13 protein-coding genes are annotated in these 12,587 nt (G+C 57.8%); 4 read left to right on the top strand and 9 right to left on the bottom strand.

Going from position 1 to position 12,587, the window contains the following annotated elements; all coding sequences use genetic code 11:
* Positions 1–3: 3 nt before the first annotated feature.
* The 3 genes from GRI35_RS08155 to GRI35_RS08145 are packed head-to-tail and all read right to left on the bottom strand — an operon-like array spanning position 4 to position 2,075.
* Positions 4–624: a TetR/AcrR family transcriptional regulator gene (locus GRI35_RS08155; protein ID WP_160613703.1), complete on the bottom strand. Its 621-nt coding sequence runs from the start codon at positions 622–624 to the stop codon at positions 4–6.
* A gap of 31 nt (positions 625–655) precedes the next feature.
* Complete coding sequence (locus GRI35_RS08150) at positions 656–1,882, bottom strand: saccharopine dehydrogenase family protein (RefSeq protein WP_160613702.1); 1,227 nt, start codon at positions 1,880–1,882, stop codon at positions 656–658.
* Between the two features lie 34 nt (positions 1,883–1,916).
* Positions 1,917–2,075: a hypothetical protein gene (locus GRI35_RS08145; RefSeq protein ID WP_160613701.1), complete on the bottom strand. Its 159-nt coding sequence runs from the start codon at positions 2,073–2,075 to the stop codon at positions 1,917–1,919.
* A gap of 26 nt (positions 2,076–2,101) precedes the next feature.
* On the opposite strand from GRI35_RS08145, the gene GRI35_RS08140 reads away from it, so the two are divergent.
* From GRI35_RS08140 to GRI35_RS08130, 3 genes are all read left to right on the top strand, one after another.
* The gene (locus GRI35_RS08140; protein WP_160613700.1) at positions 2,102–3,073 is read left to right on the top strand and encodes a threonine ammonia-lyase; all 972 of its coding nucleotides are present in this window, start codon (positions 2,102–2,104) and stop codon (positions 3,071–3,073) included.
* 64 nt (positions 3,074–3,137) lie between these two features.
* Positions 3,138–3,584, top strand: a complete 447-nt coding sequence (locus tag GRI35_RS08135) for an MAPEG family protein (RefSeq protein ID WP_160613699.1) — start codon at positions 3,138–3,140, stop codon at positions 3,582–3,584.
* Positions 3,585–3,586: 2 nt separating this feature from the next.
* Positions 3,587–4,030 (top strand): MAPEG family protein, encoded by a 444-nt coding sequence (locus tag GRI35_RS08130; RefSeq protein ID WP_160613698.1) that lies wholly within the window; start codon positions 3,587–3,589, stop codon positions 4,028–4,030.
* Between the two features lie 78 nt (positions 4,031–4,108).
* Here GRI35_RS08130 and trxB read toward each other — a convergent pair whose 3' ends face one another.
* Complete coding sequence (trxB, locus tag GRI35_RS08125; RefSeq protein WP_160613697.1) at positions 4,109–5,074, bottom strand: thioredoxin-disulfide reductase; 966 nt, start codon at positions 5,072–5,074, stop codon at positions 4,109–4,111.
* A gap of 109 nt (positions 5,075–5,183) precedes the next feature.
* On the bottom strand, positions 5,184–5,960 hold the full coding sequence (locus GRI35_RS08120) for a tyrosine-protein phosphatase (protein WP_160613696.1): 777 nt from the start codon (positions 5,958–5,960) through the stop codon (positions 5,184–5,186).
* A 40-nt stretch (positions 5,961–6,000) separates the two neighbouring features.
* On the opposite strand from GRI35_RS08120, the gene GRI35_RS08115 reads away from it, so the two are divergent.
* The gene (locus GRI35_RS08115; RefSeq protein WP_290258697.1) at positions 6,001–6,567 is read left to right on the top strand and encodes a response regulator; all 567 of its coding nucleotides are present in this window, start codon (positions 6,001–6,003) and stop codon (positions 6,565–6,567) included.
* Between the two features lies 1 nt (position 6,568).
* On the opposite strand, the gene GRI35_RS08110 is transcribed toward GRI35_RS08115, so the two are convergent.
* From GRI35_RS08110 to GRI35_RS08095, 4 genes are all read right to left on the bottom strand, one after another.
* Complete coding sequence (locus GRI35_RS08110; protein WP_160613695.1) at positions 6,569–7,957, bottom strand: alpha,alpha-trehalose-phosphate synthase (UDP-forming); 1,389 nt, start codon at positions 7,955–7,957, stop codon at positions 6,569–6,571.
* Positions 7,954–9,762 carry a glycoside hydrolase family 15 protein gene (locus GRI35_RS08105; protein ID WP_160613694.1) on the bottom strand — a complete coding sequence of 603 codons (1,809 nt, stop codon included), beginning with the start codon at positions 9,760–9,762 and terminating at the stop codon, positions 7,954–7,956. The genes GRI35_RS08110 and GRI35_RS08105 overlap by 4 nt, the downstream gene beginning before the upstream one ends.
* Positions 9,747–10,454, bottom strand: coding sequence for a trehalose-phosphatase (otsB, locus tag GRI35_RS08100; RefSeq protein WP_160613693.1), 708 nt, complete (start codon positions 10,452–10,454; stop codon positions 9,747–9,749). The genes GRI35_RS08105 and otsB overlap by 16 nt, the downstream gene beginning before the upstream one ends.
* 115 nt (positions 10,455–10,569) lie before the next feature.
* Positions 10,570–12,522: a proprotein convertase P-domain-containing protein gene (locus tag GRI35_RS08095; protein WP_235900166.1), complete on the bottom strand. Its 1,953-nt coding sequence runs from the start codon at positions 12,520–12,522 to the stop codon at positions 10,570–10,572.
* Positions 12,523–12,587 lie beyond the last annotated feature (65 nt).

The raw sequence follows: 12,587 nt of genomic DNA, 5'->3' as shown, positions 1-12,587 counted from the left end.
CGCTCAGCTCTGCAGAGCGCGCGAGAGCATGGCCGATTGTACCTCCACGAATTCTTCGAGCGTCGGCAAAGTGATGGGACGCTTCAACTTCGGAGCTATCTCTTCTCGCATACGGGTTGCGATGGAATAGTGGATCAGCGGCCCTACGACACACAGATGCACAATCTGCGGGTCCCAGCGACGTGCTTCGGCATCGAGGGGCAATGCATCCAGCACCGCTTCTGTCAGCGCCATAAAGCTGCGCAGCGTGTTGGCCGTTTCGGTATTCAGCAGTCGATCAGGATCAAGCATCTCACGCACCAGCATCGGCGCAAGGTGATGTTGTGAGCCGATCGCTTTCGCGAGAATGTGCACCAGTTCGCGCTCAGGACGAGATGCATGGACGATGTCACTTTCGCCCGCCAGCTTTTGCGCGATAGTTACGGCATCTGCGAGTATTTCGTCATAGAGGCCGCCCTTGCTGCCGAAATGATAAGAAACCAATGCCTGATTGCATCCGGCCATCTCGGCAATCTCGCGCACGCCGGTGACTGCATAACCCCGAGTCGCGAATAGCTCAGCGCCCGCTGTCTTGATCGCAGCGCGAGTATCGAGCGTCCTCTGCTGGGTTTTTCGATTGGCCATTGGCGCAAACTAAGCGAGCGCTTAATTCAGGTCAAAACCCAACCGGCCCGTCCAGCTCTTTCACCTGCCACGGCAAGCCGTGCTCGTTCAGCATGTCCATAAATGGATCGGGGTCGAATTGCTCCATATTGAACACGCCGTCGCCTGACCATTTCCCGCCCAGCATCATTGCGCTGCCGATCATTGCGGGGACGCCGGTGGTGTAGCTGACGCCCTGGTTGCCGGTTTCCTCGAACGCGGCTTCGTGGCTGCAAATATTGTTGATGTAGAAGGTTTTTTCGCCTGAACCGTCGAGCGCTTCACCGGTGGCGATGACGCCGATATTGGTGTTGCCTGTGGTCGTCTCGCCCAGCGTTTCCGGCTTCGGCAGTACGGCGGCGAGGAATTGCAACGGGATGATATCCTTGCCCTGATATTTGATCGGTTCGATGCCGGTCATGCCGACATTCTGCAGCACGGTCAGGTGCTTGATGTATTCGTCGCCGAAGGTCATCCAGAAGCGCGCGCGTTCCAGCTCCGGAATGAATTTGGAGAGGCTTTCGAGCTCCTCGTGATACATCATATACATGTTCTTCGGGCCGACCGCTTCAAAGTCGAACTCGACGCTGGTGCTGAGCGCGGGCGTTTCGACGAATTCCCCATTCTCCCAGTGACGCGCATTGGCGGTGATCTCGCGAATGTTGATCTCGGGGTTGAAGTTGGTCGCGAACGCCTGCCCGTGATCGCCGCCATTGCAGTCGAGAATATCGAGCTGGCGGATGGTCTTCAGCTTGTGCTTCTTCAGCCACATGGTGAAGACGCTGGTCACGCCCGGATCGAAGCCTGACCCGAGCAGCGCCATGATGCCCGCTTCCTTAAAGCGGTCGTGATATGCCCACTGCCAGTGATATTCGAACTTGGCCTCGTCTTTGGGCTCGTAATTGGCGGTATCGAGATAATGCACGCCCGCTTCCAGACACGCATCCATGATCGGCAAGTCTTGGTAAGGCAGAGCCAGATTGACAACCAGCGATGGTTGGACCTTGCGGATCAGATTGACCATCGCGGGGACTTCCTCCGCGTCGATTTCGTATGTCGCAACGTCTTGGCCTGTGCGTTCCTTCACCGAAGCAGCAATCGCATCGCATTTGCTTTTGGTCCGGCTGGCGAGGTGGATGTCTGTGAAGATACCTCCATTCCCATCCCTTTTTATTTGGGCCATCTTGTGGACGCAGACCGAGCTGACCCCACCGGCACCGATAACGAGGACTGTCGACATAGTAGTTTCTCCAAGTTCGAATCTTGCGCGCTTTTTAGGGGAATGCGCCGCAGCCGCAAGTGATCCAGACTTTCCTACCAATGGTGTCGCGCGGTAAAGTGACCGGATGATGCTGTCCGATTTCCTTCAAGTTTTTTGCTATCCGCCACTCTTGCGGCATCCCCAGATTTTCCATCACAGGACCGTGTTCCATGTGTTCCATCGTGTAGGAATTGCGACATGAATACGCACACCAGAACGCCGACTCGCGATGGCGTGATCGAGGCGGCTCGCAAAGCCGCTGAAATACTGCCGCCCACCCCGCTTTTGCCGGTCGAGATTGGCGACGTTCGGTGCTGGGTGAAAGCAGAGAGCCTGCAGCCCATCGGAGCCTTCAAGATACGCGGCGGGTGGCACCGTTTGAGCGATCTAACCGGCGCCGAAAAAGCGCGCGGCGTGGTCGCGGTATCGAGCGGCAACCATGCGCAGGGCGTTGCCTGGGCAGCGCGGCGATTGGGCATCAAAGCGACCATCGTAATGCCGCGCGACGCGCCGCAGGTGAAGCTGGATGCCACGCGGGCGCTGGGCGCCGAAATCGTCCTTTACAACCGCCCGGGCGAAGATCGCGATGAAGTCGCTGCCGGGATCATTGCAGAGACGGGCGCAGTGCTGGTCCATGCTTTCGCTGATCCGTGGGTGATTGAGGGGCAAGGCAGCGCGGGTATCGAGATCGTGCAGCAATTGGCGCAAGAGCCTTCGCGCATCGTCGCCTGTTGCGGCGGCGGCGGACTGGCGGCGGGTCTCTCGCTAGCCTGCCCGGATGCTGAGATTGTGCCGGTCGAGCCGGTTGGGTGGGATATGGTTGGGCAGGCTTTGCGGGCTGGCGCAATAGTCCGCGCCCCGCAGGATGCGCCCAAGACCATTTGCGATGCGCTGCAGCCACCAGCGACTGCCGAGATCAATCTGTCTGTCCTGAAAGGCCGCTCAGAGCCAAGCGTAACGGTAACAGACGACGAGGTTCGCGCGGCGCAGCGCTTTGCTTTTTCGAAACTGCAATTGGTGGTCGAACCGGGAGGCGCCGCCGCGCTCGCCGCGGCGCTGACCGGCAAAGTCGCTGTGGATGAGCACACTGTCATCATGCTCACCGGCGGCAACACCGATGCGGAGAGTTTTGCCCGGACAATCGCGCCTTCGGCCAATCATCCGGATTAGTGGCAATTGACAATCTATCACCCTGACAGCAGGGTCCGCGCTCAATTCAGGGAGAGATAATTCAATGCAAGCCCAGATACTCGCCCCGGCCGCTGTGTTGGTGCTGTGGTCACTGATCGTGATGCTGTGGATCATCCCGCGCCGCTTCGGTGCCATCGGCAAAACGGACAAGTCGGCATTTCCCAAGAAAGATGGCCTTCGCGGTCAGGATCTGGAGACGATTTTACCCGACCGCGCCAATTGGCCGGCACATAATCACACTCATCTGATGGAGCAGCCGACGATATTCTACTTCACCGTCGTAGCTTTGGCGCTGATGGGTGCGGGCGCAGTGGATGTCGCTCTGGCGTGGGCGTATGTAGCCCTGCGGATCGGGCATTCGCTCTGGCAAATTCTGGTCAACAAAGTGAATGTGCGGTTCGTGCTCTTCCTGCTGAGTTCGATAGCGCTGATAATTCTTGCGGTGCGTGCACTTATCGCCACCTTGTTCGCTGACCCCGGAGTACTCTAGAAATGGAAGCTGAAATTCTCAAACCGGTCGTCATCTTGATGGCGTGGACCATGGTGATGTGGGTGTGGATGTATGCAACGCGCATACCGGCGATGAACAAAGCGCCGGGCATCGACGACCCGGCCAAATTGGTCGGCACGACGGGTGCGAGCCTGCGCGCGGAATTGCCCGACACTGTCAATTGGAAGGCCGACAATTACAACCATTTGCACGAGCAACCGACTGTTTTTTATGCGGTCGCAATTGTGCTCGCGATTGTCGGCCAAGGCGAAGGTATGAATGCGCTGCTGGCATGGATGTATGTCGGCTTGCGGGTCATGCACTCATTGGTGCAGGTCACCGCCAACAGGGTGCTCGTACGCTTTGTGCTGTTCGCTTTGTCGAGCCTGGTGCTGATCGCGCTGATCTTTCACGCAGCGATCAAGGTGTTCGACATTCACATGTGATCCCCGACGCAGGCCGGGGTCTCAATCAGGTGAAGAGCAATTGTCCAGAGGCCCAGCCTTCGCCGGGGTATCGTGTGATTACTCGGCCGCCTCTTGGGCCGCGAACTCCAGAGTGGCTAAAAACTTCTCCGCATCAAGCGCCGCCATGCAGCCGGTGCCTGCCGCAGTCACTGCCTGACGGTAGGTGTGATCCATCACATCGCCGCAAGCGAACACGCCCGGAATTTCGGTCTTCGGTGTGCCCGCTGCAACTTCCAGATAGCCGCCATCATCCATCGGCAACTTGCCTTTGAACAGCTCGGTCGCAGGCGCGTGACCGATGGCGACAAACGCGCCGTCGGCTTCGATGGTAGACTTCTCTCCGGTCACGGTATCAACCAGATCGAGATGATGCAGAGCGCCATTCTCACCTGCGACAAAGGCGGATACGGTCTTGTTCCACAGCGGGGTAATCTTGTCGCTCGCGAACAGGCGTTCCTGCAGGATTTTCTCGGACCGCAGTTCATCGCGGCGGTGGATCAGCGTTACATCATCGGAATGATTGGTCAGATACAGCGCTTCCTCGACCGCAGTGTTGCCGCCGCCAATCACCACAACCTTCTTGCCGCGATAGAAGAATCCGTCGCAGGTCGCACAGGCTGAAACGCCCTTCCCACCAAGCTCCTGCTCGCCGGGCACGCCCAGCCATTTGGCTTGTGCACCCGTGGCAATCACCAGCGTCTCGCCGATATACTCGTCGCCGCTGTCGCCAACCGCACGGAACGGCGAGCCGTTTGTCATGTCAACTTCGACAATCGTATCCCACATCATCCGCGTGCCGACATGCTCGGCCTGCGCCTGCATCTGCTCCATCAGCCATGGGCCCTGGACCACATCCTTGAAGCCGGGATAATTCTCCACATCGGTCGTGATCGTCAGCTGACCACCGGGCTGGAGGCCCTGCACCACAATCGGCTCCAACATCGCACGCGCGCCATAAATCGCGGCAGAATAGCCTGCCGGGCCCGAGCCGATGATGAGCATTTTCGTGTGATGCGTTGCCATGTCTTCTTCCGTGTTGAGATCGTCGAAACCAATATGGCCCCGCTCTTAGCCATGACAAGGCTGCGGTCCAACCACCCGCCACGCTTCGCCGTGGATAGCGTGGATATCCCTATTCGATCAGATGCGCGCGCAAGGCATCGCGGCGTGCTGCATCGACATCGAGCACTTGCTCCAGAAACGCGTCGACAGTGCCGAAGTGATCGACAACCGCGTTTCGCGAAGCGACCAGATAACGGGCGTCGACCCCCATCAAAACCTTGATCGTCGCATCGTCGATATTGCCATACTTCGCGCGCACCGCTTTCGCGCCAGCGGCCACGCGGGCGTCCAAGTCTCCAGCGGTATTGGTAAGCAGGTAGTCTTCCATAGCGTCGTCGGGATGCACGCCCAGAATGTGATGCAGCAGGTCGACCGCCATTCCCGTCCGGTCCTTGCCCGCAAGGCAGTGAACCACACTTGCCCCCTCTCCGCTGGCGAGCGCTTCGAAGTAGCGCTTCAAAATCCAGTTGAGCTTGTCGCGCGTTGGAAGCTGCGAATAAAGCCTTTCCATCGCCATGTGCGCTGTATTCGTATCGATGGCCTCCTTGGCGGCTTCCACATGCGGGGCCAAGCCCGCTGTTTCGCCATCGAAGAACAGCACTTCGGCATCGAATTGTTCGCTCCGGCGGCACGGATTGGCGCGCCGCTCGCTATTGCCGCGCAGGTCGATCACATGGCGCAATTCGAGCGCGTCGATCGCCGCCAAGTCGTCGTCCGTCGCCTTGCCATGCTCGCCCGAACGGAACAGCACTCCGCGCTTAACCGTGCCTCCGTCAGCAACCGAATAACCGCCATAATCGCGAAAATTGTGAACGCCGCTAAGCGGCAATACTCTGTCAGAACTCATAGGCTCCGCCTGCCATTCCCCTGCGATAATCACAAGCGCGGTGAGCATTCGCCTAGGTATTCTTCCGGGGCCTCCGTTTCACCAGGCCTTGGTCACTGCAGCGCTAACCAAGCATTCCGACTATGAACCGTTTGGAGCAGCAGCGATGGCACATATCCTGATAGCCGATGATGACGAGATGATCGCCGAAATGGCATCGGAAATACTGATCAATGCCGGCCATGCGTGCGGATGGGTCACGGACGGCAAAAAAGCGCTGGAATTGCTGCGCTGGCGGCGGCCGGATCTGCTGCTGCTCGATCAGGACATGCCGCAACTTTCAGGCGCCAGCGTGCTACGGGCGATGCGCACATCGCCCAAACTATACGATCTGCCGGTCATTATGTTTACCGCGACAACCGGCGCAAAGGATGAAGAGCAGGCGCGCTATCAAGGCGCGCAAGATTATATCCGCAAACCATTCGACGAGAAGTTTCTGGTGTGGCGCGTCAATCAGGTGCTGAAAGCGCGCGCCGAACGCCCGAAGCATATGGAATTGCACGAACTGATGGAGCGCAATGCCGGGCGGTTCGATGAAACGATCCGCGAAGACAATCGCGCTGTTTAAGTCAGTTTTTCCCGAGCATCGCCAGATCGTCTGCGAAATTCTTGGTCCAATCCTGCACATTGTCATCGCGCACGGTTTTTATCAGCGCATCATAGCGACGCTTGCGCTCTTTCAGCGGCATATCGAGCGCGGTTTTGATCGCATGGCTGAGATCATCGGGGCTATGCGGATTGACCAGCACAGCCTCCTGCATCTGCTGCGCCGCACCGGCGAAGCGCGATAGCACCAGCACGCCCGGATCGTCCGGGTCTTGCGCCGCGATATATTCCTTGGCGACCAAATTCATTCCGTCGCGCAGCGGTGTCACCAGGCAAATCTTTGCCGTCCGGTAGAAACCGCATAATTCAGCGAGCGAATGACCGCGGTTCACATAGCGGATCGGGACAATGTCGACTTCCGACCGCGCGCCGTTGATCTGGCCGGTCTTCTGCTCAAGCTCGTTGCGGATTTTCTGATAGGATTCAACATCCTCACGGCTTGGCGGCGCTATCTGGATATAGACGAGATCACGCACACGGTCGGGATTCTGGTCAAAAAAGCGCGCTAGCCCGTCGATCCGTTCGGGCAAACCTTTCGAGTAATCGAGCCGGTCAACACCGATTGCCGCTATCCGGTCACGCGTACTGGACAGCAGCTTCTCACCGGCAATCTTGGCTTCCTCGGTTTTGCCTTGCGCGGTCAGGTGGTCGAAATCGATGCCGATCGGATAGGCTTTGGCGTATGTAACGCGGCCCTGATATTCGACACGGCCGGTTGCTTCATCGACTGTCGCGCCAAGTTCCTTGCGGCAATAATGCAGGAAACTTTCCAGCCATTCACCGGTCTGGAACCCGAGCACATCATAATGGAGCATCGTTTCAACCAGCCGCTCATGAAATGGCAGCGAGACGAACAACCGTGTCGGCGGCCACGGGATATGCAGGAAGAAACCGATGCGGTTGTCGAGACCGCGCGCGCGCAATCGTTCGCCGAGTGGAAGAAGGTGGTAGTCATGCACCCACACCATATCATCGGGCTCGATCAGCGGCGCAGCGCTTTCTGCAAAGCGCTCGTTAACCCGTTCATATCCCTTACCAAATTCGCGCTCATATTCGGTCAGATCGATGCGGTAATGGAATAGCGGCCACAGCGTCGAATTGGCGTAGCCATTGTAATATTCGTCAACGTCCTGCTTGGGCAAATCCATCGTCGCGGTTGTCACGCCATCGTTGCGCTGGATATTGATGCTGCCGGTATATTCGTCGCATTCCTCGCCCGACCAGCCGAACCAAATGCCGCGATGCTCCTTGAGCGCAGAGTTCAGCGCCCCAGCCAATCCACCCTGTGCTCCCGCTACGCCGCGCGCTTTGGGGACCGCCACGCGGTTGGATATGACTACCAGCTTGCTCATCGCATTTCGCTCCACGGCCGGGACAGCAGCCCGGCACAATTTATCACTCCTACCAGCGAGTATGTCTGCGGGAAGTTCCCCCACAGCTCTCCGGTCTCGAAGTCGAGGTCTTCAGAAAGCAGACCGGATTCGGTGGTATGGCTGAGCATGGCAGTGAACAATGTCCGCGCTTCTTCATCGCGCCCCGCAAGATGCAGCGCCTCGATCAACCAGAATGTGCAGACGTTGAAGGCTGTCTCCGGCAGACCGAAATCATCCTCTGACGCATAGCGAAGCATATGCTCGCCGCGCCGCAGAGTTTTCTCGATCGCGGTGAATGTCGATTGGAACCGCGGATTGTCCGGTTGGAGGAAGCGCAGCTCGACCATCTGTAACAGGCTCGCATCGAGATAGTCGCTTTCGAAGGATGCGCCGTAATGGCCGCCCTCTTGGCCATTTTCGACCCAGGCCTTGTCTTCGATTTTGGCGCGAATGGCATCGGCGCGTTCTTGCCAGACTTGTTGGCGGTCAGCTTTGTCGATGTTTGCTGCCACCTTTGCCAAGCGATCACACGCTGCCCAGCTCATCACGGCAGAGTATGTGTGGACTTCCTGACGTGTGCGAAATTCCCACAGGCCCGCATCGGGCTGGTCGTGCATCTTCCACGCCATCTCGCCGACTTCTTCGAGGCTTTCGAAATCATTATCGTCGGCCATGCGGAGCAAGCGGCGATCGAAGAACGCCTGCGCGGTGGGCAAGACGATCTGGCCATAGCAATCATGCTGGATTTGCTTGTAGGCGGCGTTGCCTTTGCGGACCGGCCCCATGCCGCGATAGCCGGCCAGATGGGCTGCGGTTGTTTCGTCGAGCTCGCCCTCGCCCATGACCGAATAGAGCGGCTGGATCTGCCCGCCGCGCGCAGAGTCGACGATATTGCGCAGATATCCCAGATATTTCTCCAGCACGTCCAATGCGCCGAGCCGGTTGAGAGCTTGGACGGTGTAGTAAGAATCGCGGATCCAACAGAAGCGGTAATCCCAGTTGCGCTCGCTATGCGCGGCTTCGGGAATGGAAGTGGTGAGCGCGGCAACAATCGCGCCGGTTTCTTCATGCTGGCACAATTTCAGCGTAATCGCGCAGCGGATGACCTCGTCCTGCCATTCAAGAGGAATATGCAGCCCCCGCACCCACAGCTTCCAATAGCGTGCGGTCGATTGTTCCATCCGGCGCAGTTCCGAGCGGACATTGCCAACGAATGGCTCATCAGGACCGAGGAAGAAATGCTGATCTGCTTCCACCCGGTAGTAACGCGATTCCAGCACATACCCGACGGGCGCATCGGTACTCAGCCGCATCGCCTGCGGGCCGACAAGATAGCGGATATGATTGGTGCCGTTGGTTTTCTCGGCAATCGTCGCGCCGTAATCGCGCATCGGATTGAGCGTGACTTTCAGCCGCGGAACCCCGGAAACCGGGCGAACAATGCGCGCAAACGCCACCGGCCGGTACATCCTGCCGGACCGCTCGTATCGCGGACAGAAATCGCGGATTTCAACCGCGCTGCCATCTTCAGACTCTAGCCGCGTCACAAGAATGGCGGTGTTACGTTCGTAGTGCTGAGTGACCGAAGTTTGGTTTTCTAACTCAAACCGCCAGACGCCGGAATCCCGCTTCTCGCCATTGAGCAGCGCGCAGAAGACCGGATCACCATCGACACGCGGGACGCAGCCCCACACCAGCGAAGCCGACTGATCGATCAGCCCGCTCACCTGACAATTTCCAATTGGCCAGAGTTCCAGATTGGGGTCGGTCACAGCTTCAGCCATGCATGCACATCCTTCACAGAATTGAGTTTATATTGCGCGTTTCGATAGGGGCGATCGCCTACCGCGATGCCGAAGCCGCCAATTTCGTTTGCGGCGGCGAAACCGTCTTCATCGGTCACATCATCGCCGATAAAGATCGGCGTTGCTCCGGCGAAATCATGTTCTGCCATGAAGGCTCTTACTGCCGAAGCCTTGTCAGCGCCGTTCCCGACTATTTCAACCACGCATTTGCCGGCCTTTACCGCTAGATCGTGCTCGGTGGCGAGCGCGCTGGCAAATTCTACCGCCGCGCCCTCAAGCTCGGGCTTGGCACGGAAATGCAGCGCACCGCCGTGGCTTTTTGCCTCGTAGGAGACGCCATTGCCCTCCGCAAATTCGCTCAGTGCCGAAACAACCGCATCGGGCAGCGCGTCCGCCGCTTTTCCCATAGCCGAACCATCCGCGCGAAAACGCGACGCGCCATGCGATCCGGCGACCGCAAATGGCAGGCTACCAAGGTGCCGCTCCAGATCGGCAGGCGCGCGCCCGCTTACCAGAGCCAGTCGCCCGTCATACCGGCTTGAAAGGGCCTCAAGGCGCTCCGTCAGATCATCTGGAACGTGAATCGAATCCGGTGTTGGCGCGATTTCCACCAGCGTGCCGTCAAAATCGAGGAAAAGCGCAACCGGTCCCTGCTCCGAAAGATCGGCCAAGCTTGGCGGTGGTTCCGGAAGGGTGTGCGAGGTCTCCATCCAAAGGCGACCTTAGACATGCAGGCATAGCCGTCAAACGGCTTTTGTGCAGCGCAGCGCAGAATTCGAATTCAGCTTAGTTGATCGTGGCCTCGAATGTGATCGCCATATTGTCCGACGGACCCAGCGTTGCGGCGGTCATGGTCAGCGTCGAACCCGATATCGACGCTCCGAATGGATCGTCCTCATCCCCGGCATTGTCGACGTTGTTGTCGTCTTCGACTGTAGTCGCGGTGCCGCAACTCGTTCCGCTTCTGATAGTGCCCGGGCTGTATGTCAGATCGGACGGAATATTGTCGGTTGCGACAACGGAGGTCGCTGTGGCTGACCCTGCATTGCTGATCAGTATACAATAGCGAACCGTCGCATTCTGCAGTGCTTTCGGATTTACGCCAAGGTTGACTGGATCAGAAACGATCGAGCTAACTTTTGTTACGCTGAGATTTGTCTCGGGTCCGCAGTGGTTGATATCATGGATGGTCATGAACTGGTTTTCCGGATTCACCGGCGCTGTCGTGTGATTGCCGTAGGAAATCGTGACCGTATCCACGGGGGCCAGAAAAGTGACAACAACATTGCCGTCGGCGCTGTCGCTGCTTGATCCGGCATCACCGATCGCAACGTTTCCGGTTACGTAATTGGCAATTCCGTTGGTAAGCGTCGGCATTACCGGCGTGCCGTCAAAGGACCCGACAACTGTCAGCTTGTCCGCGAAACTGTTGTTACCAAAATCAATGTCGAATACCGTGAATTGCATGCCCGGCACTGCCGTAGGGAGCGTCATCACGATGGTCGCTTCATCGGACTGCGTTTCGTTATTGAGGTTGATGAACAGACCTTCCTCGCCTGCCGCTAAACCGCCCGTGTTGGTTGAATTGATTGCAGGTGAGCCAGCGACAAACGCCACATCTGTGGTCAAATCGTAATTGATCGAGCCGATACCGATCTGGGTGAAATCATTATTCGTCGCATTGGTCCAAGGCCGTCCTTGCCAATCGAACAATATCTGATTGGTCGCAGCACAGAATGCATCCAAATTCGGCGGTGTCCCCGCAACACGCGTTCCGGCGACTGTAAAGCTGCTGGTCGCATAATCGTCTTCGGTTGCGACCCCGTTATCTACGGTTGAGTCTATATCCGCTTGCGCACTCGCAATGATTTCTGCGGTGTTGGTAACCGTCGCGCCAGACGTCGCGTTTACCGTGCCGTTGATGGTGATCGAAGTGCTGGTCCCTGCAGGGACGCTGCCCACGGTCCAAATGCCGGTTCCGCTATCATAGGCTGCTGGCGCACTGACAAAAATAAAGCCATCGGGCAGAATGTCGCGGACTTGAACACCAGTTGCATTTTGCGATGGCGCACCCGCATTGCTTACCGTCAATGTGTAGCTGATTGCAGTGCCGTTTGCCGGTGTAGCATTGCTGACGGTTTTCGTCAGAGACAAGTCAGCAAAAGGGGGTGCTGATGTCAGATACAATTCGGCATAGCGAAATACGCCGTCATCAGAACCAGTAAAGATATCGCAGATTTCCAGACGCCAGGTGCCTGCACTTGCCACTCCGTTAAATGCGGACAAAGCAGCATTAGGGCTGAAATTATTGGCAAATGGCGGCGGTGCAGTGGTCGAATGTGGCTCGGTAGGAGCGTCCGTATTCACCACCGTCCCATGCGCATCGTCGAGCAGAACGTTGAGATTGTCACCGCTGGTATTGGTCGCGTCGCCATCGACCAATTGCACGCGCGTCCCATCGGGTGATTCTAGCGTCAACTGGATATCACCGCGCCATGTATGCGTAGCGAAAAAGCCGAGATCGACATCTGCGACTGTAAAGCTCGAACCGCCCACGACAAATGTGCGGACCAGCGGCGCCGCGCAGGTCGTCGAGCCGTCGATCGTTCCATCGACGCCGTTGACATAGGTCGTCGTTGTCTGGGCCTGAGCGACTTGCGCGAAGCCCAATACGAACACAGCAGCGATCAGTCGCCACATCGCTGAGAACACTGTTAGAATCTGATCTTTAGACGGCATCCAACGCATAAGGTTGGCATAGCTCAGCATGGTTAACGGAGCGCTAACACTTCGCTCCGGGATAT

It is taken from the genome of Pontixanthobacter aestiaquae, from assembly GCF_009827455.1.
Taxonomy (GTDB): Bacteria; Pseudomonadota; Alphaproteobacteria; order Sphingomonadales; family Sphingomonadaceae; genus Pontixanthobacter; species Pontixanthobacter aestiaquae.
This window is presented reverse-complemented; position numbering and strand designations above follow the sequence as displayed.

Coding starts and splice junctions, on each gene's coding strand:
- GRI35_RS08155 (WP_160613703.1), bottom strand. CDS start 624: ATGGCCAATCGAAAAACCCAGCAGAGGACGCTCGATACTCGCGCTGCG.
- GRI35_RS08150 (WP_160613702.1), bottom strand. CDS start 1,882: ATGTCGACAGTCCTCGTTATCGGTGCCGGTGGGGTCAGCTCGGTCTGC.
- GRI35_RS08145 (WP_160613701.1), bottom strand. CDS start 2,075: ATGGAACACGGTCCTGTGATGGAAAATCTGGGGATGCCGCAAGAGTGG.
- GRI35_RS08140 (WP_160613700.1), top strand. CDS start 2,102: ATGAATACGCACACCAGAACGCCGACTCGCGATGGCGTGATCGAGGCG.
- GRI35_RS08135 (WP_160613699.1), top strand. CDS start 3,138: ATGCAAGCCCAGATACTCGCCCCGGCCGCTGTGTTGGTGCTGTGGTCA.
- GRI35_RS08130 (WP_160613698.1), top strand. CDS start 3,587: ATGGAAGCTGAAATTCTCAAACCGGTCGTCATCTTGATGGCGTGGACC.
- trxB (WP_160613697.1), bottom strand. CDS start 5,074: ATGGCAACGCATCACACGAAAATGCTCATCATCGGCTCGGGCCCGGCA.
- GRI35_RS08120 (WP_160613696.1), bottom strand. CDS start 5,960: ATGAGTTCTGACAGAGTATTGCCGCTTAGCGGCGTTCACAATTTTCGC.
- GRI35_RS08110 (WP_160613695.1), bottom strand. CDS start 7,957: ATGAGCAAGCTGGTAGTCATATCCAACCGCGTGGCGGTCCCCAAAGCG.
- GRI35_RS08105 (WP_160613694.1), bottom strand. CDS start 9,762: ATGGCTGAAGCTGTGACCGACCCCAATCTGGAACTCTGGCCAATTGGA.
- GRI35_RS08095 (WP_235900166.1), bottom strand. CDS start 12,522: ATGCCGTCTAAAGATCAGATTCTAACAGTGTTCTCAGCGATGTGGCGA.